At 34.0% G+C, this 26,502-nt stretch carries 16 protein-coding genes and 1 tRNA gene; 1 reads left to right on the forward strand and 16 read right to left on the reverse strand.

Annotated features, from left to right (window positions below):
* The 13 genes from HM987_RS14125 to HM987_RS14185 all read right to left on the reverse strand — a co-directional run bounded on the left by HM987_RS14125 (window position 1) and on the right by HM987_RS14185 (window position 21,979).
* Window positions 1-1,659, reverse strand: coding sequence for a glycoside hydrolase family 32 protein (locus HM987_RS14125; protein ID WP_179008695.1), 1,659 nt, complete (start codon window positions 1,657-1,659; stop codon window positions 1-3).
* Between the two features lie 119 nt (window positions 1,660-1,778).
* A complete protein-coding gene (locus HM987_RS14130) occupies window positions 1,779-3,521 on the reverse strand; it encodes a RagB/SusD family nutrient uptake outer membrane protein (protein WP_179008696.1) in 1,743 nt (580 codons plus the stop codon).
* A 12-nt stretch (window positions 3,522-3,533) separates the two neighbouring features.
* A complete protein-coding gene (locus tag HM987_RS14135; protein ID WP_179008697.1) occupies window positions 3,534-6,680 on the reverse strand; it encodes a SusC/RagA family TonB-linked outer membrane protein in 3,147 nt (1,048 codons plus the stop codon).
* 11 nt (window positions 6,681-6,691) lie between these two features.
* A complete protein-coding gene (locus tag HM987_RS14140) occupies window positions 6,692-8,311 on the reverse strand; it encodes a glycoside hydrolase family 32 protein (RefSeq protein WP_179008698.1) in 1,620 nt (539 codons plus the stop codon).
* Window positions 8,312-9,637, reverse strand: coding sequence for a sugar porter family MFS transporter (locus HM987_RS14145; protein ID WP_179008699.1), 1,326 nt, complete (start codon window positions 9,635-9,637; stop codon window positions 8,312-8,314).
* Window positions 9,638-9,880: 243 nt separating this feature from the next.
* Window positions 9,881-12,547 carry a substrate-binding domain-containing protein gene (locus HM987_RS14150; protein WP_229724462.1) on the reverse strand — a complete coding sequence of 889 codons (2,667 nt, stop codon included), beginning with the start codon at window positions 12,545-12,547 and terminating at the stop codon, window positions 9,881-9,883.
* 341 nt (window positions 12,548-12,888) lie between these two features.
* Window positions 12,889-12,961 (reverse strand) — tRNA-Met (locus HM987_RS14155).
* A gap of 170 nt (window positions 12,962-13,131) precedes the next feature.
* Complete coding sequence (locus HM987_RS14160) at window positions 13,132-13,971, reverse strand: leucine-rich repeat domain-containing protein (protein ID WP_179008701.1); 840 nt, start codon at window positions 13,969-13,971, stop codon at window positions 13,132-13,134.
* Window positions 13,972-14,103: 132 nt separating this feature from the next.
* Window positions 14,104-14,286 (reverse strand): CPXCG motif-containing cysteine-rich protein, encoded by a 183-nt coding sequence (locus tag HM987_RS14165; protein ID WP_179008702.1) that lies wholly within the window; start codon window positions 14,284-14,286, stop codon window positions 14,104-14,106.
* Window positions 14,287-14,299: 13 nt separating this feature from the next.
* Window positions 14,300-15,622 (reverse strand): TolC family protein, encoded by a 1,323-nt coding sequence (locus HM987_RS14170; RefSeq protein ID WP_179008703.1) that lies wholly within the window; start codon window positions 15,620-15,622, stop codon window positions 14,300-14,302.
* On the reverse strand, window positions 15,609-18,803 hold the full coding sequence (locus tag HM987_RS14175) for an efflux RND transporter permease subunit (RefSeq protein WP_179008704.1): 3,195 nt from the start codon (window positions 18,801-18,803) through the stop codon (window positions 15,609-15,611). The genes HM987_RS14170 and HM987_RS14175 overlap by 14 nt, the downstream gene beginning before the upstream one ends.
* Window position 18,804: 1 nt before the next feature.
* Window positions 18,805-19,947, reverse strand: coding sequence for an efflux RND transporter periplasmic adaptor subunit (locus tag HM987_RS14180; RefSeq protein WP_179008705.1), 1,143 nt, complete (start codon window positions 19,945-19,947; stop codon window positions 18,805-18,807).
* Window positions 19,948-20,071: 124 nt separating this feature from the next.
* A complete protein-coding gene (locus HM987_RS14185; RefSeq protein WP_179008706.1) occupies window positions 20,072-21,979 on the reverse strand; it encodes an ABC-F family ATP-binding cassette domain-containing protein in 1,908 nt (635 codons plus the stop codon).
* 85 nt (window positions 21,980-22,064) lie between these two features.
* Here HM987_RS14185 and HM987_RS14190 point away from each other — a divergent pair, with 85 nt between their 5' ends.
* Window positions 22,065-22,454 (forward strand): DUF983 domain-containing protein, encoded by a 390-nt coding sequence (locus HM987_RS14190; protein WP_179008707.1) that lies wholly within the window; start codon window positions 22,065-22,067, stop codon window positions 22,452-22,454.
* Window positions 22,455-22,723: 269 nt separating this feature from the next.
* On the opposite strand, the gene HM987_RS14195 is transcribed toward HM987_RS14190, so the two are convergent.
* The 3 genes from HM987_RS14195 to porM all read right to left on the reverse strand — a co-directional run bounded on the left by HM987_RS14195 (window position 22,724) and on the right by porM (window position 26,458).
* Window positions 22,724-23,767 carry an NAD(P)/FAD-dependent oxidoreductase gene (locus tag HM987_RS14195; protein ID WP_179008708.1) on the reverse strand — a complete coding sequence of 348 codons (1,044 nt, stop codon included), beginning with the start codon at window positions 23,765-23,767 and terminating at the stop codon, window positions 22,724-22,726.
* Window positions 23,768-23,915: 148 nt separating this feature from the next.
* Window positions 23,916-24,827 carry a type IX secretion system ring subunit PorN/GldN gene (gene porN, locus HM987_RS14200; RefSeq protein WP_179008709.1) on the reverse strand — a complete coding sequence of 304 codons (912 nt, stop codon included), beginning with the start codon at window positions 24,825-24,827 and terminating at the stop codon, window positions 23,916-23,918.
* A 56-nt stretch (window positions 24,828-24,883) separates the two neighbouring features.
* Complete coding sequence (porM, locus tag HM987_RS14205) at window positions 24,884-26,458, reverse strand: type IX secretion system motor protein PorM/GldM (protein WP_179008710.1); 1,575 nt, start codon at window positions 26,456-26,458, stop codon at window positions 24,884-24,886.
* Window positions 26,459-26,502 lie beyond the last annotated feature (44 nt).

Consider the following 26,502-nt stretch of genomic DNA (forward strand, 5'->3'; position numbering starts at 1 on the left):
TTACGGTTTAGTTACTTTTATTGTTTTAAAAGACACTGAGCTATTATCTGCAAATACACCCCAAGATGTATTTGGTGCTTTATAAACTCTTGATGTAAGTGCAACTTGGTTATTTATATAGATTACAACTATGGAATTTTCTACAACCATCTTAACATCATAATCTACATTTGGTTCTAATGTGAAAGAAGTCTCATTATCCGAAATTGTTGAACTTGATAAAGATGACCTAGTTGTTTTATCTAATCTTATTTTATTCTCACTTGGTACAAAACGTAAACTTATTACGTTGTCATTTTCGTCACAAGCACCCAGAAAAAATCCAAAGTCTCTATTTGATTGTGAATATGATACAGTAGTTGATATCAAATATCTTGGTGCGTCAATAGGTTCATAAAAAACCGCCGAAACATCATTATTAGTAGAACTACTAAGATTATAAGACTCTTCGTTTGCATCTGTTTTTTCAAAAGTGCCAATTTCTCTATTTAGTTCTAGAGCAATTTCTGTTTGCATACCACTGCTAATTGCATCTGGTATAGACAACATCAAATCATCATTAGAGTCTTGTGTTAATTTGTGAGCCACTAAATTTCCGCCCCAAGTTTTAACACCAGAATCTAAATTATTCTCAGTTCTTGCAGTCCACCCCATCATAAAGGCATCTGTGCCGTTACTTACTGCTTTTGCAGCATAAAAATCATTACCATCTAGAAATTCTGAACTAGTTGGTTGCTCCCATGGTCCAGTTGCTGAACTACTTTTTCTATATAAAACTTTACGTGAATCAATATCAGAAAAGATTAAATAATACATACTTCCCATTTTGAAAACTTGAGCTGTTTCCATCATAAAGTAAGTACTATTATCTCCATCGTAAAAAATGTCATCGTATGTCCAAGACAACAAATCTGTCGATATGTAAGAAGCAATAACGCCTTTAAAAACTCCACCAACATTTGCTCTGGCACTAACAAGCATATAGTAAGTTCCCGCATCTTCAAAAACATAAGGGTCTCTAAAATTATCTTGCTCATCAAACTGCATTCCTGTTGGCGCATAAATAGTTGTAAATGTGCTGTTCTTAGTAAAACCAGCTTCAGGATTCGTTGAAGTTGCCAACATAATACCTTCTTTTATATTTACACAATTTGATGGGAAATTAGGATTATGCCCTGTGTAAAAACCGTAATATATGTTGTCTTTAACAAAGACCGATCCTGAACCAATAGCAAAGTCTTGGTCACATACTGCAGAACTTGAACTAATTATTTCTGAACTAATCTCATCATACGATGAAAAATCAGTCGTAGATAGTGTATACCATGGATGTCTTTGATTTGAGTTATCATTCCAAATATCTTTCAAATAATATATATAAAATTTATTTGAAGCATCATCGTAAATAGGCATTAAATCACCTATACGTCTTCCATTTGATCCTATTTTATAAATTGAATAATCAGATTGTTCTATCTGCGGTGTACATTGCAAATTTTCAAACACAGGGTCGGTATCTGGATCATCATCTGGATTAGTCAAATCAGGTCCCTGAATTGTATCTACTGAATCATCTGTGACTTGGCAACTATTAGCCATAATAAAAAGACTTAACAGAAGTACTGTGGTAAAAAATTTAATTTCATTTCTCGATTTCATAACTTCTTTTGTTTATTATATGATTATCAGTAATCTTTTGATATCCAGAAGAAGCCATTTATAATGAATTTCTTCTGGAATTACCAAACTAACTCAAAAACTATAATCCTTTCAATTAATTAATATCCTGGATTTTGTATGTATAATCCTCCTGTTATATCAATTTCTCTTTGTGGTATTGGATAGTATTCATCTCTACCAGCGGTAAATTGTGCATTGGCTAAAAAATCTCTTTTTGTTTTCTCAACATCTACATAACCATTTAAAACCTCTGCTGCTTCACCCCATCTTACTAAATCAAAAAATCTGGCACCTTCCATAGCAAACTCTAAACGACGTTCAAACTTTAACGCTTTAAGCGCTTCTTCACTTGAAAGTGTTAATGGATAAGTTCCAATACCATAAACATCAGTAGCACCAGCATTAATTGGTCTGTTAGTACTATTAGCTGCACGGTCTCTAATTTGATTTATTATTGCTATACCTTGAGACACTTGATTGAGTTGGATCATAGCTTCTGCTTTCCATAATAGGACATCTGCATATCTAATAAAATCGACATTTTTTGATGTTCCAATAAACGGCCCCTCTTTTACGTAACAAGAACAGTCTGGAGCTTGTTGTTCTTTCATGTTTCCAAAATACCCATAAACACCAGGGTCTCTAGCCCAACTAAAGTTATAAATCATATCCCCAGCATTGTTAACCATGTTTCTGTACTTAAATGGTCTTCCAGGAATACCAACGGTATGGTCTATTCTTGGATCTAACGTAAGTCCACCAGCAAGTGATGTTTCACCATTACCATCTACTGAGTCATAAATATCTGTATCATTAAATGTATCCAAAAGCGGTAAGCCATTAGTATCCGTTTTAAAGGCATTCACCATATTTTGACTTGCTAAGTGAAAACCACAACAGCCATATAAGACTGAACCATGAGGAGAATTAAGCCCTGTAACAAAACTTACCCTGCTAACCAAAGTACCATCATTTATTGAAAATTGAGCTGCCCAAATTGATTCTGGTCCATTATCAAATCCATCTAAAAAGTTATTCCCAAAATCTGGCTCTAAAGCTCCCGTAACATCATCAGCGTAATCAATAACTTCTTGCAACCTAGCAGAGTTTATGCTAGTTACTTGATGTGTGTCATTTTGCTCGTAAGCTTGATATAAACGTAGTTTTGCTAAATAAGCTGCAGCTGCATTTTTATCGGCTCGTCCAACTTCATCTTGAGCTTGTGGTAAATTATTATAAGCAAATAAGAAATCCTCTGCTATCATATTCCACAACTCATCATTGGTCATATCATTAGTGGCATTTGCTTTTTCTTCAGCCGTCATAGTTTCAACTATATAAGGCACCTTTTTAAATAACAATTTCAACATGAAGTGACTATGGGCTCTTAAAAAGCGAAGTTCAGCTTGTCTTAGCGTTTTTGTAGTAAAATCTGCTTCAGATGTTTCGTTAATCAACTCTAAGGCAAAATTAGCACGACTTATAGCCTTATAATGGTTCACCCAAGTTTTGGGTGTCATCCAATCTCCATAATCTGGAATGGTTAGATTATACATTTCATAACGATGAATTACATCTACATCACCGATACCGCCTCCTCCTTTGTAAGCGTCATCAGCACGCACACTGCCGTATACCCATTGATTCGTTATTGGGCCAACCACTTCATCATTTGCTATACTTGCATAGGCAGCTATAACCAACCCTTCTAAATTCTCGTTGGTACTCACATCATCTTGTGATAATAATCCTTCTGGTTTATAATCTAGAACGTCTTCACTACAGGCTGTCAGAAAAGCTATCGCTAACAGCCAAACTAAAAATATTTTTTTGTTTTTCATGATCAATTTTTTTTAAAAGTTTAAGTTAAATCCTAAAGAAAGGACTGTTGGCACTGGTATTCTATTTACATCCGTTCGCTCTGGATCTGGACCTAAATAGTCTTTATGCGTAATCCAGAATAAATTCTCTCCTTGTAAATAAAATCTAGCACTTGTCATTCCTCCAAGTCCACTAATTATATCCTGTGGTAAGGAATAACCTATTTGTAGGTTTCTTAATTTGAAATAAGAATTTTTTCTAAAGGTGTAGTCTGATGTTCTCGTATCATTAAACGCTAATGTTGCAGAGGGGACATCAGTATTTGTATTCTCTGGCGTCCAAGCGTTTAAAAGCCCAACACCTCCATTTTCTCTGCCCGATGCAAAATTGTTATAAAATACGTAAGGGTCTTGACCAATACGGTTTGTTACACCCGATCCAAATAACGAGAAATCAAAATTCTTATAAGCTAAGTTTATTGTAACGCCATACTCTAATTCTGGAAGCGTTGTTCCTATCCAATCTCTATCATCTACATCTATAATCCCATCACCGTTAATATCAACATATTTAATACTACCTGGTCTTGCCAAATCTTGAGTTGGGCTATTATTCACGTCTTCTTGACTTTGAAAAAGTCCATCTGTTCTATAACCAAAAATGGAGAACACTGAGCGTCCAATAATTGAATTATCAACAGTACCTCCAAAATCTGTTTCTCCCCCTTCGTTAAGCTTTGTTATTTTATCTGCAAAATGAGATATATTGGTTGTAATCCCAAAGGTAAAACCGCTATCAAATGTTTTGTTATATCCTATTGCAAACTCCCAACCTTGCCCTTCGGTATTAGCAATGTTTAATACGGTATTAGCACCTTCACCCTGTGTTGCAATTGTTCTGGGAGCGCGCAAAATGCCTTTAGTTTCTCTAGTATAATAATCAAATGACCCTGTAATATTATTATTGAATAAAGAAAAATCGATACCATAATTATATTCAGCCGTTTCTTCCCAACTTAAATTATTGTTCTCTGATTGAATTCTTACAAATCCTGATGGCAATGTTCCAGTATTATTACCATTAATATCATAAGCCGTTCCCACATTATAATAGACATTGAAGAAGTCAGGTGAATAAAGGTTTTGATTAGGCCCATATCTTGTTTCGAATAAACCGAAACGCGCACCATCACCAATTTCCTGATTACCAACAACCCCATATCCAGCTCTTAACTTTAAGTTAGAAACAACATCGTTTTCCGGAAAGAAGTCCTCATTGCTTATTCTCCAACCAACAGTCGCTGCTGGAAAAATACCATAACGCGTATTAGGACCAAAACGGGAAGACCCATCACGACGCAAAGTAAAGGATGCCAAATACCTATCTGAGAAAGCGTAACTAATTTTTCCGAATTGGGAAACGGTTGTATTTGCCGTTGATGTACCTCTAGACGTTCTTGCTCCCGTGCCTGCATTCAAGACAAAAAAGTCTTCTGTCTCAAACGGAAAATCGTCGGCTTGAGCTAAGACTGTATCAAAATCATTTCTTATATACTCATAACCTAATAAAGCAGAAAATCGGTGATTTTCCCCTAATTCTAAATCATAATTTAATGTATTTGTAAATACAAAACTTGAAAACTTATTGGTATCAATTATTAAACGGTTATTATCCCTAACAATAAATCCATTGTTTACTTTACGTTCAATGTCTTTTCTTTTAAAATCGCTAAAATCTAAACCTGCACTTGTCCTAAACTTTAAACCCTTTAAAAGATCAATTTCTGCAAAGACATTACCAAAAAAACTATTTTTATCAGCATTGTCCCAACGGTTTAAATATTGCATTAATAAAGGATTATTTCTATCTGAATAACCTGATCCAATAGGACCAGCAAACTCTCCATTAATATCATAAACAGGAATTGTTGGAGCTAAAGTAATTGCTAAACCTGTAGTTGGAGCACTACCAACATCTGGAGAAACTAATGTTTCATTGGAAGTAAAAAACTGTGTATTTACCCCAACCCTAACTTTATCATTAAACAACTTAGTGTTAGCATTTATTTTTGCAGAATACCGATCATAATTTGTGTATTTAAGCATTCCTGTGTTTTTTAAGTAACCGAAGTTCAACATCACGGATGATTTTTCTGAACTTGCAGAAATAGTTACTTCATTATTAAATACAAAACCAGTATCATACATTTCGTCTTGCCAATCTGTATCACCAACAGGAACAGATGTATCACCTCCCACAAATGGCTGAACACTTACATTATTGAGTACTGGGTTGTTAAAATCTTCATTCCAATCAAAATTGTAAATTGAGCCGTAGCCTGCGTTTGGATCTGCATTATCATTAACAGAAGCCTGCCATAGGACCTGTCCTCTTTCAAGTGCATTCATCATTTCATAACGTTGTTGTTTTTCAGATTGCATGGACAAATTTGAATTAAAGCTTACAGTAACGCGCTCTCCCTTAGCTCCACTTTTGGTAGAAACTACTATGACACCATTCCCTGCTCTTGATCCATAAAGAGATGAAGCTGATGCATCTTTTAGTACTTGGATAGACTCTATGGATTCAGGATTTAAACTTGCAAACACCTCAGGCCTCTTGGTTGGAACCCCATCAATTACATAAAGTGGGCTATTATCTCCTAGAGTGGTAATACCACGTATTAAAATATTACTTGCTGCCCCAGTTGGGTCTCCAGACTTTTCAATAAAAAGCCCTGGAACACGCCCCTGTAAAGCCTGCATAGCATTTCCAGAACTTCTACTCTGTCCTTCAATGTCACTAATTTCTACAACACTTATGGCTCCTGTCACATCTACTTTACGTTCTTTAGTATATCCCGTCAACACAACTTCATCTAGTGCAGCCTCATCCATGACCAATACAACGTCTATTACTGAACGTCCATTGATTTGAATTTCTTGAGATTTGAAGCCTATGTAGCTGAAAACCAAAGTCGCATTGGCATCCATATTTTCCAACACATAATTACCATCAAAATCTGTTGCGGTACCTTGGGTTGTGCCAGATACAATTACAGATACGCCAGGTATAGGCATCCCGTCCTCCTGTGAGGTAACAGTACCTTTTACCTGAGCTTGCGCCAAAATGCTTATAAGAGCAAATACAGGCAGACATAAAAGTTGCTTTAATTTCATTTTAAATTATTTTAGTTAATATTTAGTTGGTTAATTTCTACGTTACCAAGAGTAAATTCTTGGTCTTTGGGTTCAATACTTAGTTTGCTGAATGGTGCGTTCGGAAAAAATATTTCAGTCATTACTGTTTCTCCATTATCAAAAAACAGTTCTATAGACGTTTTATCAAGAATAATAGTACCAAGAAAATCTTTATTAGTTGATGTTCTTTTAGCAACGGAAATGCGGTCTGCAAACTTTTCTGAAAATTCTGTTTTACCAGATTTTCTTCTATCTACAAAAAAGTTTTTATCATTATGGCTATATCCAAAAGCTAAAGTGTCTCCTTGTTTATTGGTTAGTTTGAAGGCGAAACCACTGTTTTTTAAATCTGAAATTTTAAAATTAATTTCTGTACTTGATAAATCTATTTCTTTTGAATCGATAATTTTTTCAGCGCTTTTTATTGCTATTGATTCTTTTTTAAATTTGGTACTTCTATAATTAGTTAATTCTTTTACTGGATGAAATAACAATCTATAACTAGCACCTGCTTTTTGAAGTTCAATTTCTCTTGCTACTGTCATAGAACTTCTCCAAGTTTCAGTTGGCACTACATTAGCATATTCCCAATTAGACATCCATCCCATAAATAATTTTCGGCCATTTGAATCGGGTATATTAGCCCATGTTACTCCTGCATAATTATCTCTTCCGTAGTCAATCCATATAGATTTATGCTCCGTACTATTTAAGTCGTCCTCAAACGAAGGGTCTATTTTAAATTGTTTTCCATCAAAATCCCCCACGAAATATTGGGTTGCACTTCCACTATTTGGTCCACCAGGATTAATACTCACTAACAGTACCCATTTAATTTCATCTGTTCCTTGAACTACCATTGGAAAAAAATCTGGACATTCCCAAACACCTCCGTGCGCACCTATTCCTTCACCAAAATCCGATTCTAATTTCCAATCTTTTAAATTTGAAGAGCTATAAAACATAATTTTTTGTCCAGCAGCTAAAACCATTAACCATTTATCATGTAGAGAATCCCAAACTATTTTTGGGTCTCTAAAATCTTTGATATCTGGATTTTTAATTACAGGATTTCCAGAATATTTGGTAAACGTTTTTCCTTCGTCTAAAGAATATGCTATGGCCTGTGATTGGTAATTTATTTTGCCAGCTTTTTCACCTTCCATATCATGGTATGTAAACATTGCTATTACAGGCTCAATACCACCTTTGGAAAACCCTGAGCTATTATTAACATCTACAACGGCACTTCCTGAAAAGATATATCCTTTATCATCTGGGTATATAGCTATGGGCATCTCTTTCCATGTTACCATATCTGTGCTAATAGCATGCCCCCAATGCATGGGTCCCCAAGTGTTTCCATCTGGATAATGCTGAAAATATAAATGGAAATACCCATCTTTGTAGAACATCCCATTTGGGTCATTCATCCAAGCTTTCTTTGGCGTGAAATGAAAATTAGGTCTATACAGTTCTTCTTCCGAATATGACACTTTATCAGCCATATTTTCTGCGTCTTGACTCGCTATGGACTTATTTTTACAATTATGAAATAATGACACACAAATCATCAATAAAATAAGTTTTGAATAATAAAATCGTTTCATTTAGTTTTTACCTTTAGTTAATTTTTTACTTAAATCTTCAAGTGAAATACCTTTTGTCTCGGGCATAACGAATGCTACAAATAATAATTGAAATACCATCATTATAGCGAAAAACATAAAGACGACTCCAGCACCAATGGCTGAAAATAGCACTGGTACTAACGAGGGCACCACTGCAGCTAATATCCAGTGAACCGAACTACCGAATGATTGCCCAGAACCTCGTAGGTGGTTAGGGAAAATTTCTGAAATGAATACCCAAATCACAGTCCCTTGTCCTATGGCATGGGAAGCTATGAACATGAATAAAAATATTGGCATCGCATTCCCTTCCCAATTCAAAAAGAATGCTGCCGATACTAAAGAAAGGGAAATTATATAACCGAAAGAACAGATATACATCAATTGTTTTCTTCCCAACCTATCAATTAAAAAGATACCTAAAAGTGTAAAGAGCATATTGGTTATACCCACACCTATACTACTTAATAGGGCTGCGCTTTCTCCCAATCCTGCTTCTTCCAAAATTCTGGGTGCGTAATATAAAAATGCGTTAATGCCTGATAATTGATTGAAAACCGCGATAGCAAATGCTAGAATTAAAGGAAACCTATATTTCTTAAGGAAAATGTTTTCATTCGGGACCGTGTTATCCATTTCATCCTTTATCTCCAACATTAATTTTTCCGGATCTAAATCAGGATTTATTAGCTTTAAAACTTCCTTCGCCTCACTATTTCTCAATTTTGTCAATAACCATCTTGGACTTTTTGGCACTGTTAAAGCAAAGACCGTATAAATAGCTGCTGGAAGGGCTTCTATACCCACCATCCATCGCCATGCATTTTCGCCAATGCCATTCAACATATAATTAGAAAAGAAGGCTACCAAAATACCAAACACAATATTGAACTGATAAAGAGCTACTAATTTACCTCTATCTTTTGCAGGTGCTATTTCTGATATATAAGCAGGAGCTGCTATAGTGGATGCGCCTACACCAAGGCCTCCAATAAACCTAAAAATTGCAAATGTGATAGGATCGTTTGCTAGACCTGAACCGATTGCAGATAAAGTATATAAGACGCCAATCCAGACCAATGTTTTTTTACGCCCCAGTCTATTGGTTGGTATACCACCGAAAAGAGCACCAACAACGGTGCCCCAAAGTGCCATTCCAATTACAACTACACCATGAAATATGTCTGAAGAACCCCATAATAATTGCAGTTTTTTTTCAGCTCCAGATATGACAACAACATCAAAGCCAAATAAAAAACCTGCTAATGCAGCTGTAATTGACCAAACTAATATTTTATTATTCATTCTAAATGTTGGTGTTAAAGTTTCTATAAAACTATAAAACCAACCTATCCTAAATGATAAGGAATGTTACATTCAACAAAAAAAATAAATAAAAATTTTAAAATACTGTAATTCAAATATTTAAACCAATTTTATTCACTAATAATCTAGTGATTAAATAAAAAAAATGTCAATTTAGATACATTTACGGTTAATATAGTTGTGTAACAAAAAGCAATTAAACACTTTACAAACCAAATATTATTAACTTTTTCTATATGATTTTGGGGTTTTACCAAACTTATTTTTAAAAGTTGAAGAAAAATAACTAGGAGAAGAAAATCCAACGGAATATGAAACTTCTGAAATAGTAAGCCTTGAATCTTGAAGTAAAGTTTTTGCTTTTTCTAATCTAATATTTATAATGTAATCACTTACACTTATGTCTAGAATTGATTTAATTTTTCTATATAATTGAACTCTAGATATGTTTAATTTAGCTGCTAATTGTTCTACTGTAAAACTTGAATCATCTATATTTTCATAAATATGTTTATTCATTACCTCTATAAAATCTTGTTCAAATAAACCTATTTTCTTAATTGGTTCAGATTTATATATATTTTTAATATAATGTTTACGAAGTTTCTCACGATTATATAAAAGGTTTTTAATTGATCTGTATAGAATAGCAAAACTAAACGGTTTGGTTAAGAACAAGTCTGCCCCAGATTCTAAACCTTGAATATAAGATTCTTTACTATCATAAGCAGTTAAAATAATAACTGGAATGTGCGATGTTCTTATATCTTTTTTTAATATATCACATATTTCGAATCCATTTTTCTCAGGTAAATTAACATCGCAAACTATAATATCTGGCATTACTTCAAATGCTTTTTCTAAAACATTATTACCGTTACTTATACTTACGCTATATTCTAATTTTAGCTTACTACTTAAGTATTTAACCAAATCTTCATTATCTTCAATAATTAATATTGAATCTCTATTTTCTTCAATTAAATCATTTTGTACTGTGAAAGCATCATCTTCATAGTCTAAATTAAAATTTAACAATGGATTATCTAGGATAGCTGGTTCATAAACAATTTCATCTGAACTCAGGTGTACATTATCTTTATATAAAGTAATTATAAATTCTGTTCCATTACTTGAACTTACTTCAATTTCTCCTTTATGTAATTCTATAAACTCTTTTGATAAATGCAAACCTATACCCGAACTAGATTTATTATTATTTGACCCTTGGTAAAAAGCTTTAAAGACATTATTTATTTCATCATTCGGTATTCCAATACCAGTATCTTTAAAATAAATTTTAACAAAGTTACTTTCTTTTATATCTTTAATCTCAATTTTTATGGTACCGTTGTTAGGTGTAAACTTAAAAGAATTTGAAAGTAAATTAAAATATACCTTATCCATTAGGTTTCTATCTAAATAGATATCTAAATATTCATTATTTGTATTTAATAAAAAGTTAATATTTCTTTTTTGGGCTTCTCTTTCAAAATCTTTGAAAATTGTATTTGAAAACTGAAACAAATTTGTTTTTGATGCTCTTAAAATAAATTTTTTATCTTCAACTTTTCTAAAATCTATCAATTGATTAATTAAACGTAATAAACGTTTTGAATTATTAAAAATCAAACCAACTTCTTTTAAAAGTTTATGGTCCCTAAAATTTTTGTTTTCAGAAAGCGAATCTATTGAAGATAGAATTAGTGTAATTGGTGTTTTAAACTCGTGAGAAAGACCTGTAAAAAAATTGGTCTTCGCTTCATTAATTTTTTTTATTTGATTTCGTTGAATCGTGATTTTATTGTTTTGAATTTCTAACTCTCTTTTCTTTTTCTTTAAATTAAAACCAGAATAAATACTAAAAGCTGCTAATAGTATAATAAGTATTAAAAGAACTAAAAGTAATTTCAAAGCATTACTTTGAGTCGTATAAGTTTCTTCTTGTTGTTTGATTTTTATTTGTTGATTTTCTATATCATTTTGGTGCTGATTAATTTTATCAAACTGATTTTTCATTATATCAGCATTTCTAGAGTCAATTACAGTAGTGGTTAAAACATTTATTTTAGCCACACTTTCACCAGTCAAAATTTTTAATGCTAATTTGATTGCTTCGTCTCCACCTGTAGGATATAATATAGATGCAGATAATATGCCTTTTTGAACTAATTGAATACCATTATTAGCACCATTTAAACCATCTATACCAATAAATTTGATAGCTTTTTCAACCCCCTTAGATTTTGCAATCTTCCAAGTATTATAAGCAATTTCATCATTAAATGCATAGACATAGTCAATTGGTCTAACGTTTAAAGAATCTAGGATTTGAGGTATCATTTGGTTAACATCTTCATCTCTAATACTATATACAACATTGATATTAGGCTCCTTGTCTACTATTTGATGAAAACCCAAATGCCTTTCTATAACGGGTGAAGAATCATCGCCTCCTTTTATTTCTAAAACATTGATTTTTTTTTGATTTTGTGAGGCAATATAATTTGCCGCATTGCGGCCAACGTCAATGTTATTGGCTCCAATATATGCTGTGAATTTTTGAGATTTAATTTTACGATCTACAATAATAACTGGAACTCCTTTATCATAAGCTTTTTCAATTATTGGAACTAATGGTTCTGATCTTAGCGGAGAAACTATAATTACATCAAAACCATTATTTAACATGAACTCAATTTGTGCATTTTGAAGTTCTATATCTCCATTAGCTTGAAAAATAGTTAAATCTATTTCTGCATTTAGTGAAGCTTCAACTTTCATTTCATGATCCATTGATTTTCTCCAATCATCAGTACTGATACATTGGGAAAAGCCAACCTTAAAGTTTTTTTCATCTTTGAGCTTATTGCATGAAAATAAATTCAAAAAAATGAACACTATTAATATTAATCTTAACATCGTTAATAATTGGAATTTTATAAATATATCAAAACCATCCCCTAAAATTTAGAATGCCACAAATAAAAAAGCATTTTTTTGAGGAAAAAATATTTTTTATTTTATAGTGTGATAGAAATCAAAAGAGAATTTATATAAGTGACAGTTCTTACTCTTGAATTCTCTTATTAAACATTTTTTTGCATTCAAATAGTTATTAATAATAACTAATTTCAAAAAAAATTTAAAAGCAGCAATTTGTTGTACCTATGTTGCACCCCATCAATAAAAAAAGCCCTTCAATTTCTTGAAAGGCTTGATTCTTCTAGTAGCGGGAACTGGACTCGAACCAGTGACCTTCGGGTTATGAGCCCGACGAGCTACCTACTGCTCTATCCCGCGATGTGATCAAAAAATGAATATCTTAGCTTTTAACTTTCGGTTCATAATGCCGACTAAATCATTTTAGGACTGCAAAGATAACACTTTTTTTAGAATACAAAAGACTAAACAAAAAAAATAACGCTCAAAAATAAAATTGAACGTTATCGGTTATTAATTATGGCAAGTACTTAATCTTCTTCTTCAGTATCCAACGTTACCAATGCACCTTTCAAATTTGCTTCGTCTAAGTCGAAATCAACAATATTAGGAAGCTGCTCTTTTAAAACTGCATAGTTTCCTTTAAACTGATTATTACTTAAGAGTAATGTTTTTAAACTTTTTAATTCCACTAACACACCTGGAAGATTTCCATAAAAGGCATTATTTGATAGCACTAATTCTTCTAATTGGGTTAATTCGCCAATTGATGATGGAATTGCACCTATTAAATTATTATCAAAAACACTTAGGACTTTTAGAGATTTTAAATTAGATAAACTAGATGGTAACTTCCCCATCAATTGATTACTACTCAATATTAAGTTTTCTAAGTTAGTTAAGTCTCCTATTGACGAAGGAATCTGACCGAAAAAATCATTATTAAACAGTTCCAAGGATTTCAAATTGGTTAAGTTGCCTATATCTGTTGGTATTGCTCCACTAAAGCTATTCGAGAATAATTTTAAGATCTCTAGCTTAGACAAGTTGACTACAGTACTTGGCAATTCGCCTTCCAACTTATTGAACGATAAATCAAGAACTTTTAAATGTGTTAACTTTGAAATGGATTCTGGAAGACTACCATTTAAGTTATTAAAACTTAAGTTTATGGTTACTACGTTATCATCTTCTAAAGTAAGTCCGTACCATTTTGAAACAGGTTGCTCCAAATCCCAAGTGTGATTCCAAGCCTCTCCATTGGTCGTGTTATATAAATCGATAAGAGCCGCCTTTTGATCTTGGGAAACTCCTGCAAATGAGAGTACTGAAATGAAACAGCATAGTAGTGTTATTTTTAGTGTCTTCATAGGTAGTAGATTTTTGTGGAGGGACACAATAACATCACGAATATAACTACATTGACTTCGAACTGCAACTTTTTTCGATGAACTACATCAATAAAAAACTTAAATACCTCTTTTTGAGTATTTTATGAATTTTCACTGCTCTATACTTTCAGCTTGAAAATTGACAATTTCCTGATGTTCAATGGTTGTTGTTATTTGAATCGGATTGCAACAAATTTCACAATCTTCAATATACTTTTGATGATTTTGGGAGACATCTACGAGCATCGAAATCTGTTCCCAGCAATGTGGACATTGAAAGAAGTATTCTTCCATAATGGTTCAATATTTATAATTCAACATTTAATAATTCTCCACTTATCTGAAGCAACGTCAATTCTGCTAATTTTGCATCATATTTTGCCTGATTTCTGCTTAACTCTGCATTCAAGAGATTGAGTTGCGCTTGTCTGAACTCTATGGAAGTAACTTGTCCGAGTTTGAATTTTTCTTGAGTACGGTCAAAATTATTTTGAGCCGTTTTTATATTGTCTTCCTGTACTTGAAAAATCAACAATTTATTTTGATAATCATCCCAAGAATTATTAAAGTTACGCTCAATGTCAAGTATTAATTGTTCTTGCTGTAACTGTTGATTCTCCAGAAATATTTTAGAATTTTTCACCTGTGTTATGGTGCTACCACCATCAAATAAGTTCCAAGTTAAATTGAGACCTGCAGAAACACCAGAACTTGTGTTTTGAAGCGTAAATGCCAAGGGGCTATTATTCGAAGATTCATTCCAACCATAGGAACCAATCAAACCTAATGTAGGTAAAAACTGAGCTTTGTTGGTTCTAATATCATACTGACTAATATTGATATTGCGTTCTGCCTGTAATAAAGAGACATTATTGGCTTTGGTTTTTTCTAGAAGTTCTTCTTTATTTAATTGTATCAAGAAATTTAAATCCGTTTCAACAATAAAGTCTTCTGCATATTTACTTCCTAAAATAACGCTTAAATCGCGCTTCGTGTTTTTCAGTTCCTGTTTAATATTTATAACACTTATACTGTCATTATTAATATCCACTTCAGCATTTAAAACATCTAACTTTGTACTTTGACCATAATCAAATTGATAACCAGCTCTGGTTAATCTATTTTTTGATATAATTAAGGTTTCTTCGAGAACATCTTCATTTTCAGTTAACTGTGCTACCGTGTAATAGACCGAAAAAAGCTGTAACATGGTTGTTTCAATAGTCTCACGAGCCTCTAATTCTGATAATTGATATTGCTCTTTTAATCGTCTATAGTTGTATAGGCGCCCCAAACCATCAAATAATGTATAGTTCAAATTGATTGAAGCATTGTATCTGCGTGTTTCCGCACCTTCCGCAACTCGAGTTTCCCCATTTGCCAACTGACCTTCTGAATTTTGAACATCTAAACTCGCTCCTGCATTTCCTGTAAGTGTTGGTAAGTAACCTGAATTTAAAACATCTTTATTGTTGTCTGCAACTTCAACCGTATTAGTCGCTATTTTAATACCGTAATTATGTTCCAAAGCCAGCTTAACCGCTTCTTCCGTGGACAGTACTTCTTGTGCAGTAGCTAAAATTCCGAAGAAAAATAAACTGTATGATATATAGATTTTAATGTTCTTCATCTATCTTTTGTTCCTTTATAGCGCGTTCTACATCTTCTTTTGCAATTCTATTTCCTGTCATCAACCATTTTTTATTGGTCTTAAAACTATTGGTTGCTGACAATAAAATCGGCAAAATCACTAAAGTCAAAATGGTGGCAATACCTATACCGTAAGCAATAGAAATTGCCATTGGTTTCAAAAATTGTGCCTGCCTGCTTTTTTCCAACAATAGTGGTGCAATACCAGCTATGGTGGTCAATGAGGTTAAGAAAATTGCTCTAAATCGTGTCCGGCCAGCTTCATATAGAGCCTCTTCGAACTTCATTCCCGATTTTAAAAAGGCATTGAATTTACCAATCAAGACCAAACCATCATTTACCATAATACCAATAAGTGCAATGATACCTAACATGGATAAAATATTAATAGGAAAATCGTGAAACCAGTGTCCCCAAGCCACAGCAATAAAACTAAATGGAATCAGTAAAATTAACATTAATGGCTGACTATAACTTCTAAATGTAAAGGCAATAACCACATAAATTAAGAATATTACCACAGGCACGGTTGTTTCTGCAGATTTTGACAATTTTCCCGCCTCACGATTCTGCCCTTCGTAAGACACACCTACAGTTGGGTATTTTGAAAGAATTTCTGGCATTACGTTATTTTGAATATCCAGCAGTATTTCTGCCGCACTTCCGTTAGGATCCTTCAAATCCGCATTGACTTGTATTTCACGCTGGCCATTTAAATGACTGATACTTTCGTCGCCTCTTTTGATGGTATAGGTTGCAATTTCGCCAAATGGCACACGCTGTCCCAAAGGAGATACGATTCGCATGTCATCTAAATCGTTTATAGATGCTCTATCGCTTCTGTCGTATCTTACCCAGACCCTTATTTCGTCTTGTCCTCTTTGAAAGCGTTGGGCCTGCAAACCAAAGAAACCTGCCCTAACCTGACTCATTACCTCTCTAAGATTTAAACCAAGTGCATAAGCCGTTTCATTTAATTCTATATTGATTTCCTTAATCCCTTCTGGATCTGTGTCTGTGACATCAGCCAATAATGAATTCTGTTCCAAAACCTCTCTTAATTCTGTTTTGGCCAACTTAAGCTCTTCTGTATTATTTCCTAATAATGAAATAGAAACCGGAGATCCACCAAAGTTACCACCAGACCCAAAAGTTAAACGCTCTACGCCATAAACATTACCCACTTCTTCCCTTATGGCATTGGTTATTTCTGGTGATCCAAAATCACGTTCCTCTCCAGGTAAGAGGTTCACATTGATACTTGCTTTATTATTACCAGGACCAACACGTTTAATAATATTTTCTACTACGGCTTTGTTTCCCGACTGTTTCTCTGTAAAGGTCTCATTAACGCGCCATGCCGCAGCTTCTACCAAAGTAATTATTGAATCTGTTATCTTTGGATTTGTTCCCTCTGGCATTAATAAATCTATACTAACTCTATCACTTGCAATACTAGGGAAAAATGCCGTTTTTATAATTCCGCCTTGGTTGGCACCTATCGTTAAAATCATTAGTGCTAATAATATGGCGAACGTTATAAAGCGTTGGTTCAATGCAAATCTTAAAACAGGACTGTACAAATTATCCCGACAATAGACCATAAACTTATCCCCATATTCATTAATCATCCGAAGTTTCAAAAACACCTTTGCTATTCCCTTTTTTTCACCTTTTTCTTCCGACGACATCGTTACCAATGCCTTTGAATGGGCAATATGTGCGGGTAAAATAATTAATGCTTCTACTAAGGAAACCACCAATGTTAAGATAACTACGACAGAAACTTCACTAAAAAAGTCCCCTATTCTACCTTCCAAAAATAGAAACGTAGAGAAGGCCAAAACTGTTGTAATGATAGCTGAGAGAATTGCCGGCAACACCTCCATAGTACCATCAATTGCTGCTTGTATTCTTGGCTTACCTTGTTCGTAATGTTGATAGATGTTTTCGGCTATCACAATACCATCATCTACCAAGATACCAATAACAATGATCATCCCAAAAAGAGACAAGACGTTAATGGTAACTCCAAATTGCGCCGCAAATACAAACATTCCGAGAAAAGCAACCGGTAAACCAAATGCTACCCAAAATGCCAATCTTGTATTTAAAAAAACGGACAAAAATAAAAGCACCAAGAAAATTCCCATGGCACCATTTTCTAAGAGTAATTGCGTTCTTTCATTGAGTCGTATGGAAGAATCACTTACAACATCAATTTTAATCCCTGAATATTTTTGGTTAAACTCCACAATATATGCATTAACCTTATCTGCAGTTGAAATAAGGTCTTCACTATTAGTGTTTGTAATTTCAATATTTACAGCAACATTGCCATTAAAAAAGGTGGCGTTTGGTGTTTCTGAAAATCGATCCCTAACAGTAGCCACATCCTGTAACCTTACGATAGTTCCGTCATCACTTGCCCTAACAGGTAGATTGTTTAGCTCGTCACCGTAATACGACCTATTGTTGGCTCTAATTAAATAATCTTCAGTGTCGGTTTTAATATTTCCACCAGTGGTTAAAATATTGGATTGGGATACTGCAGCAGCAACTTCAGCAAAAGTAAGGTTGTAGGCTAACAAATCATTTTCCCGAACGGCAATTTCTATTTCCTCTTCGGGATAACCAGTTATATTGATTTGAGAAATCCCTTCCATAGCACGAAGGTCATTTTCAATAGTTCTTCCTATTTGTTTTAAAGCGACGAGTTCAATATTTTCGCCACTAATTGAAAAATCAATGGTTTGTCTAATCCGTTCTTGTTTGGCAACGACCAATGGCTCCATTCCTGTTGGGAAATTTGGCACACGATCTACAGCGTTTTTTACCTCTGCCAGCATATCATCTATATCCTCATCACTCTCAATCTCTACCGTTATGCTGCCTCCGTTTTCACGGGAAGTGGATGTCACACGCTCTACACCAATTAATCCTTTTAAATTATCTTCAATTTTAAGCACCACTCCTTCTTCAATCTCTTCTGGTGCTGCTCCTGGATAAGTGATATTTATTGAGATAATTTCTGCTTCCTGTAAGGGAAAAAACGACGACTGAAGACGCAACATCCCTAAAACGCCAAAAATGAGAAAAGCGATAATAATTATATTTACCGCAACATCATATTTTATAAAATACGCAATAACTTTTCTCATGTTATTCTGTTGGATTTGAAACGTCGGTGGTTTTTGACTCTTTATTGACTTTCACCAACATACCTGCATAAGCGCCTGGCACTGATTTTGAAAGAATAACGGTATTATCAGGAATCCCTTTTACTACGACCTCCTTTGGTGAGAAATAAACAGGTTCTACGTCAAGAATATCTAATATACTATCTTTTATAATGAAGATTTCTGACTGATCAACCAATAGTTTTCGCGATATTTTGTAGGCATCAGGAATCTCTTTAGCTTCTAATTGCGCCTCTAAATACATGCCTTCCTTTAAATCCTTTCCCTTAACTTCAACAAACACCGTTACCGTTTGAGTCGCTTGGTCAATACGACCATTTATTCGAGAAACCGTGCCTGTATAATTCGTCTGTTTGTTTATCGTATTTAAAGTTACATTCTCGCCTATTTGCAATAGGTCGCTAAACGTTCTACTAATGGCTAACTCTAATTCATAAATTGACGTATCTATAAATTCGCCTAACTTCTGTCCTGGCCTTACTAAAGTTCCTTTATTTACTAAAGCCTCTGTTAAAATTCCATTATAAGGTGCATAGATTCTATATTTTGAAAGACGCTGCTCTAAATTCTTCACATTATAATAAGCAGATTGTACGCCTCGACCAGTAATAAAATAATTGACTTTTTCAATATCGGATTTTGGTAATTCCGCAGTACTATTATTCATATCAAAATTCCTTAGGTAAGCTTCCCAAACCGGAAAGGCTTCAGGATAATCTAATCTTAAGTCTGGCATTAATGAGGTAATCAAATTATACAAATCGCTCTTTGCTGATTGTACTGAGGCATAATATTCACTCGAATTTATACGAATGAGTAACTGACCTTTTTTATACGGTTGGCCTGCTTTAAAATCTTCTGAAGAATTTTCGAATACGCCTTGGACTTCTGAGTAAAGCTCTAACCTGTCTTTTGCAATAAGATTACCATTTGCAGGAATGGTAATGGGTACAGTTGAATTTTTAACCGTATCTACAAAAACAGTCTTTACAACTTTTGCAACTTCTGGCTTAGTCTTCTTATTACTTTTGACGATTAGGTAAGCGCCAAAGACTGCTGCCAAGATAATAACAGCACCAATTGCAAATAAAAGTAATTTTCTCATAGAATTCCTTTTGAAGGTTAGCTTCTAATGTTTTTTTATGAGTTAAGGATTAAAACAAAGAAGCTACAAAAATATCCTTTTGGGAATGATTTGCAGTTAAAAAAAACTTAAAAGGAACGATAAGTTAAGATAATTCTTCTAATTGAAATTGAGCACTTTCCCAATCTTCCATTAGTTTTTTTATGGATTTTTTCTTTTTCTGATAGGCATCAAAAAACTTTGGGTCTGAAGCTGTTTTATCATAATCCGTAGCCAACTTAACATCATCGGATTTAATCTCTTTTTCCAGTTGACTGATTTCAGACTCTAAATTACTAATCTTGTTATTTAAAGACTTTAACTTTTTTTGATCCTCATAGCTTTGTTTATTGCTTTCTTTCGGTTTTTCTGAAATAACGGTTCGCTTTTCGGCTTCTCGTAAATTTTCAAGATTGCGCTGTTCTAGATAAAAATCAATATCACCTAAATATTCTTTGATATTCTGATCTTTAAATTCATAAACCGTATCTGTTAAACCTTGAAGGAAATCCCTATCGTGAGAAACCAATATTAAAGTCCCTTCAAATTTCTTTAAAGCTTCCTTAAGTACATTTTTCGATTTAATATCCAAGTGATTTGTTGGCTCATCCATTATGAGAACATTCAAGGGTTGCAACAATAACTTCGCCAAAGCCAAACGATTACGCTCGCCACCAGAAAGTACTCTCACATACTTTTCTGCTTCTTCTCCTCTAAATAAAAAAGACCCCAGAATATCACGGACTTTACTTCTATTGGTTTCGTTAGCCGCATCAATCATCGTATCTAAAACAGTTTTACTTCCGTCTAAATACTCAGCTTGGTTTTGTGCGAAATAGCCGATTTGAACGTTGTGTCCTAAATTTAACTTCCCTTCGTGTTTAATTTCACCAACGATAATTTTTGCCAAAGTTGATTTTCCTTGTCCATTTTGTCCAACGAAAGCTGTCTTAATATCTCTGGGCACGGCTAAATTAACGTTGTGCAATACCTGTAGTTCTCCATAAGATTTAGACACATTTTCAAGCTCAACAACCACTTTACCTGGTGTAACAGATACAGGGAAATTTAGGCTCATTACGCTGTTGTCATCTTCATCAACTTCAATTCTATCAATTTTATCTAACTTTTTAATTAACGATTGTGCCATGGTTGCCTTAGAAGCTTTAGCCCTGAACTTTTCGATGAGTTTTTCAGTTTGCTCAATCTTCTTCTCTTGATTTTTTTGAGCGGCAAGTTGCTGCACTTTCATTTCCTTTCGCAAAGCTAAAAACTTTGTGTAAGGCTTGTTGTAATCATAAATTCTCCCTAATGAGATTTCGATAGTTCGATTGGTGACGTTATCTAAAAACATCTTATCGTGAGAGACAATGACTACCGCTCCACTATAGCCTTTCAAAAAGTTTTCCAACCAAATTATAGATTCAATATCCAAGTGGTTGGTTGGCTCATCCAAGAGCAATAAATCGTTATTTTGAAGTAAAAGTTTTGCTAATTCTATACGCATTCTCCAACCTCCAGAAAACGTATCGGTCAATTTATCAAAATCTTCACGTTTAAATCCTAAACCTTGAAGGATTTTCTCAGTTTCACCTTGATAATTATAACCGCCTAAGATTTCGTATTGATGCTGCACATCATTCAGATCTATCATTAATTGATTATAGGATTCACTTTCGTAATCCGTCCGTTCTGCTAATTGTGTGTTTATATGTTCTAGTTTGGCTTCACAATCTTTAATTTCCTTAAAAGCTTCATAGGATTCCTCTAAAACGGTTTTGCCAAAATCGAAGTCGATATCCTGTTTTAGAAACCCTATTTTTAAATCTTTGTCTGCTGCAATTTGTCCTGTATCGGCTTCTTGTTCTTTAGATAAAATTCGAAGCATGGTGGATTTGCCAGCACCATTCTTACCGATTAAACCGATTCTGTCCCCAAGACCTAGCTTAAATGTAATTTCCTCAAACAGATATTCACCTTGAAACGAAATGGAAAGATTATGGATATTAAGCATATTTGTGACATAAGTTACAGAACATCAAACCTAAAAAAGTTATCTTTGTTCTTAATTTTAAAAGTGCAAAAGTAAGCTATTAAATATGATTAGAAAAGGAATGAAATTGTACAGCATTCTGTTTGGTGTTTGTCCAAAATGCCATCAGGAATCGATGTATGTAAATAAAAACCCTTACGTGCTTTCAGAAGTTATCAAAATGCAAGAGAAATGCTCGCATTGCCATACTAAATATCAAATAGAACCTTCTTTTTTTTACGGTTCAATGTATGTGAGTTATGGTGTTGGTATTGCTTTTGCTGTAGCTGCTTTTATCATCAGCTATAATATGTTGGAATCTTCATTGACCATCGCTTTTGTTGCAATTGTAGCTACTTTAATAGGTTTTATGCCGGTAATAATGAGATTATCCCGTAATATTTGGATTAATCTCTTTTTGAGTTATGATAAAAGCAAAGCTAAAAGCCCATCCTAGCCTTCCCCAAGGAAGGGACTCTTACTCGAATGGATAAAAACATGTTATATTCTATAATACAAACTGAGAACTGTGGACTGAAAACTGCCGACGATGGATCCTGTTTAAAAGCTATTTCAATAAGTTATACCAAGAAAACACCAAGGCGCACAAAGAAAAAAGGTCGGTACTTGAAATAAAACTTCCTACAATAGACATTTAATACTTTACACTTTTTTTACTGTAGACTGTGGACTGTGGACTGTGGACTGTGGACTGTGGACTGCATACTAAACAAACCTATTCACATCAATTTCAGAATCTAAGACGTCATTATTTTCTATAAAATTATAGAGTTTCTTAGCGACATAAGGTGCAATCATCACACCTCTTGTTCCCAGTCCATTTAAAACATATAGATCTTTATGCTCTGCATGCCTGCCCACTAAAGGTCGTCTATCTTTTACGGTAGGTCTTATTCCTGCGACGTGATTCACAACTTGGAATTCACAATTGATAAAAGTTTTTAGTTTTGAAAGTAATTCTTCTTTCGCCTTTTCTGTAGGCTGATTAGTTTTATCGTCATTATCGTAAGTCGCACCAACATTATATAAATCATTTCCTAGCGGAATAACAAAGACTGAAGATTTTACGGCGTAATCAATTTTTAAATCTGGTGCCTTGATGGTTATAATCTCTCCTTTAGAGCCCGTTAGCGGAATAGCTTTAAAGTAGGGGTTTTGCTTTACTCCAAAACCTTCAGCGAATACTATCTGTTTTGCTTGAAGGTTATTATATTGAATTATACCCGATTCGAATTGTATTTTGCTGTGCTGAAAAGTTCCTTCTTCAAAACAATCATTCTCCTTTAAAAAATTTTTATAATTTAAAATTAAAGTTTCAGTATCTATACGGCCTGCATGCAAAACTTCTCCCAATGCAAATGGTGCATCAATTGCTGAATTCGTGTTTTTAACCAGTTCTGTTGAAAGATAGGCTTCAAGACCTGGTTTATCTGACGCCGTAAACCATTTGTTTTGCTCTTGGATGGAAGTAAAACGTCTTAAAATTCGAAGCTTGTAGTCGATTTTAATGTTTAATTCGTTCTCAACTCTGGTATATGTAGGTATTGACAATGCGAGTTGCTCTTTGGCTTTCCATACTTCCGAAAAACGTTTTAATATCACAGGATTGTAAAGTCCTGCAGCAACTATTGACGACTTCTGTGAATTGTTATCGAAGACCAAAAATGTTTTGTTATTCGCACGCAATTCCTCGCAAAATGCAATACTTGCCAATCCACAACCTACAATAATGTAATCTACTTGTTTCATTGTGGCAAAAGTAAATAAAACTTTGGTTCAAAGGATTCTGAAATATTAATCATGTATGAAAATAATTTGCCGAGATTCCTGCCTCTGTAGAAATGCAAAACGCCCACTTAAAAAGTGAGCGTTTATAATATTATCTATGTTAAGTTAACTAGTAACTCCACATATCTTGTTCAAAGTTTCTGATTTTGTCTTTGATACGTTCTGATTCTAAAAGCTGCATTAATGCATTTTCAGCGACATACTCTTTTACTTCTCTATCACCATAAACATTTTCTTCTTTGTAGATAATTCCACTAAAGCGTCTGCTGTTTAATAAATGATCGAAAGACAACGGCACAGCACTATTCTTATTGTTAAATGCTTTAGCATCATGCATGATATCTCTTATTTCTGGAAAAAACACCCAAAATAAACCAATTGGTTCCTTATTAGCCTCATCATCAGAGTCAATAAAGTTTACATCTGGTGCTGCCGGTGCAATACCTAAGATACGATACTTTAATTCCCCTTGACGCTTATCAAAATACCAGAGTCCCTTAATTAAATAAGAATTGATATCAGCTGGTCCAATCTCTCTACGGATCACATACTCCTCTGGAACTAATGATGTATCAGAAACACCTTCTGCATTCATCCAATCAATTCCTACATCTGTAATCTCTTCCTTTTTTAAGGAAGGCGCAAGATCTTCCATGGTACGTTCTTCCGTAAAATAGGAGTCTGCATATACCTTAGGGATGATACCACTATTGACATTTTCCATTAAAACCATATACAATGATTTTCTGTCGTCTCCTAAATTATCTTCAATCGGAAAATATAAAGGAAAATTGGCACGCTCATCCAAGACAACTTTTTCCCAAGTCATTTTAGAAAATAAGATATCTCTATCTCCGACATATCCATATTCTAAAGGCTTGTCGTTATCTAGAAGTAACTGTGCTTCAGTTTTCATACCAATTTCTTCTGGTATTTTTGCATTTAGGATATTAGCTTGAGCAAACATCGAATTTGCAGCTAAAACTCCTATTCCTATACATAAAAAGCTTTTTAAATTCATCTTATTATTTGTTATAATTTGGGATTTTCTTTTATTGATACCGTCGTAGTTATCAATTAGTTTGTAACTTCAACAGCTACAGGCGAAACTCCTTTTAATCGATATTTCGCATTGCCTTCTATTTTAGCTTCAATATCAAATATCGTAACTACATCTCCACTACGAGCTCTACCAATAGCTGATTTTGCCTGGCTATTCATTTTTGTACCAGCAACAGCAACTGTAGGTTGTCCAGGTACTTTTATTTTAAATGATGTCACGTTAATTGGTAGATCGAATACGAAATCTTCTAATTTTGCACCAACCGTTCCGATTTCTAAATTACGCTTCGGTAATTTTACGATACCATCTTGACCTGCAATTGTACCAGTAGGTTTTGGAATATCTTTAATTCTAAACGTTTGCTGGTCACTTGCTTTTGTACCATCATCTAAAGTAGCAGAAACATTAATAGTAACTTCTCTACCTGTTCCAGGATTCATTACATATTTCCCAGTACCAGAAGCTTTAGATAAACCTGCTCCACTAGCACTAACCTTATTATCTGGTACACCAGCAAAAGATATAGTCATTGGGTTAGCGACACCACGATAAACAACGTTCATCTTATCTGCAGAAATTGTTGCAGAATTTGGTCTTGGAACCACCACGTAATTACCTACGATAGGAATATCCAATGGTTTCCCATCCTCAAGAAATGTAAATTTACCTTCAATTTTTTGTTCACCGACATTACCGACCCTAAAATCTAAACGTGCTGCTCCTGTAGAGTCTATAGCATTGGACAAATCAATCTCTTGACCTTCTACAACCAATTTTGTAGGTGTTACATTAGCATACTTCCCTAAAACAACGCGTCCTTGAAATTTTTCACCTGCAAAAAATGCCGATTTATCAGCTAATACAATTGCTTGGTAGTTTTTCAATGATGTAGCGTCACTTACAAGGTTTCCAAGGAAACCATTGTAAATATTAGTTTCAGTTGCTTTAACATCGTTTTGCATTGCCGTTAACTTGGTGTAAGATGCGATAGCTGGAAAGCCTTGAAAATGATAATCTAACCATTTCTTTTTAGCACCTTCACTATCTACGACTGGATCTAAACTAAAGCGTCTTTCGAAACTTTGTATGACTGGCTGCCATTTACCCTCATTTGGTAAAACGGCTTTGATATCAGCCTTGTATTTCTCTATTGCCTCTACAATTTCGTCACCTCTTTTAGTGTAACGGTCTCCTGTAAACCAAAGCTCATCAAGTTTATCACCTTTATCCATTTCCTCATAAGGTAATTCTCCATTTTCTTCTCTTTCGTAGCCTCCGTTTTTAACGATATCCTTTGCTTTAACAGTTTCTAAAAATTTATAGAATTCATCAGAAATAATACTGATCTGTTTTGCTTTTTGATTTGCCGCTGCAAAATCCTCTGGCTTTTCTTCTGCCTGAGATTCCAATTGATTCAAAATCCCTGTATTGGATGATGTAGCCAATTCATTTGCATTAACAAATTTCGTGTTCATTAAACCAAATGCAGATAATACTTCTTTTGACATGGTCATTGCGATCATGGCAATGAATACCAAATACATTAAGTTAATCATTTTTTGCCTTGCGGACTGTTTTCCTCCTGCCATTCTAATTAGGTTTTAATTGTTAATTAATTTGATTTTAAAAACCA

The organism is Winogradskyella forsetii, from assembly GCF_013394595.1.
GTDB lineage: Bacteria > Bacteroidota > Bacteroidia > Flavobacteriales > Flavobacteriaceae > Winogradskyella > Winogradskyella forsetii.

What these genes read in the sequence shown, in the direction of transcription:
- HM987_RS14145 (WP_179008699.1), bottom strand. Translation starts at nt 9,637, where the DNA reads ATGAATAATAAAATATTAGTTTGGTCAATTACAGCTGCATTAGCAGGT.
- porM (WP_179008710.1), bottom strand. Translation starts at nt 26,458, where the DNA reads ATGGCAGGAGGAAAACAGTCCGCAAGGCAAAAAATGATTAACTTAATG.
- HM987_RS14195 (WP_179008708.1), bottom strand. Translation starts at nt 23,767, where the DNA reads ATGAAACAAGTAGATTACATTATTGTAGGTTGTGGATTGGCAAGTATT.
- porN (WP_179008709.1), bottom strand. Translation starts at nt 24,827, where the DNA reads ATGAATTTAAAAAGCTTTTTATGTATAGGAATAGGAGTTTTAGCTGCA.
- HM987_RS14190 (WP_179008707.1), top strand. Translation starts at nt 22,065, where the DNA reads ATGATTAGAAAAGGAATGAAATTGTACAGCATTCTGTTTGGTGTTTGT.
- HM987_RS14160 (WP_179008701.1), bottom strand. Translation starts at nt 13,971, where the DNA reads ATGAAGACACTAAAAATAACACTACTATGCTGTTTCATTTCAGTACTC.
- HM987_RS14140 (WP_179008698.1), bottom strand. Translation starts at nt 8,311, where the DNA reads ATGAAACGATTTTATTATTCAAAACTTATTTTATTGATGATTTGTGTG.
- HM987_RS14125 (WP_179008695.1), bottom strand. Translation starts at nt 1,659, where the DNA reads ATGAAATCGAGAAATGAAATTAAATTTTTTACCACAGTACTTCTGTTA.
- HM987_RS14175 (WP_179008704.1), bottom strand. Translation starts at nt 18,803, where the DNA reads ATGAGAAAAGTTATTGCGTATTTTATAAAATATGATGTTGCGGTAAAT.
- HM987_RS14135 (WP_179008697.1), bottom strand. Translation starts at nt 6,680, where the DNA reads ATGAAATTAAAGCAACTTTTATGTCTGCCTGTATTTGCTCTTATAAGC.
- HM987_RS14170 (WP_179008703.1), bottom strand. Translation starts at nt 15,622, where the DNA reads ATGAAGAACATTAAAATCTATATATCATACAGTTTATTTTTCTTCGGA.
- HM987_RS14180 (WP_179008705.1), bottom strand. Translation starts at nt 19,947, where the DNA reads ATGAGAAAATTACTTTTATTTGCAATTGGTGCTGTTATTATCTTGGCA.
- HM987_RS14130 (WP_179008696.1), bottom strand. Translation starts at nt 3,521, where the DNA reads ATGAAAAACAAAAAAATATTTTTAGTTTGGCTGTTAGCGATAGCTTTT.
- HM987_RS14165 (WP_179008702.1), bottom strand. Translation starts at nt 14,286, where the DNA reads ATGGAAGAATACTTCTTTCAATGTCCACATTGCTGGGAACAGATTTCG.
- HM987_RS14185 (WP_179008706.1), bottom strand. Translation starts at nt 21,979, where the DNA reads ATGCTTAATATCCATAATCTTTCCATTTCGTTTCAAGGTGAATATCTG.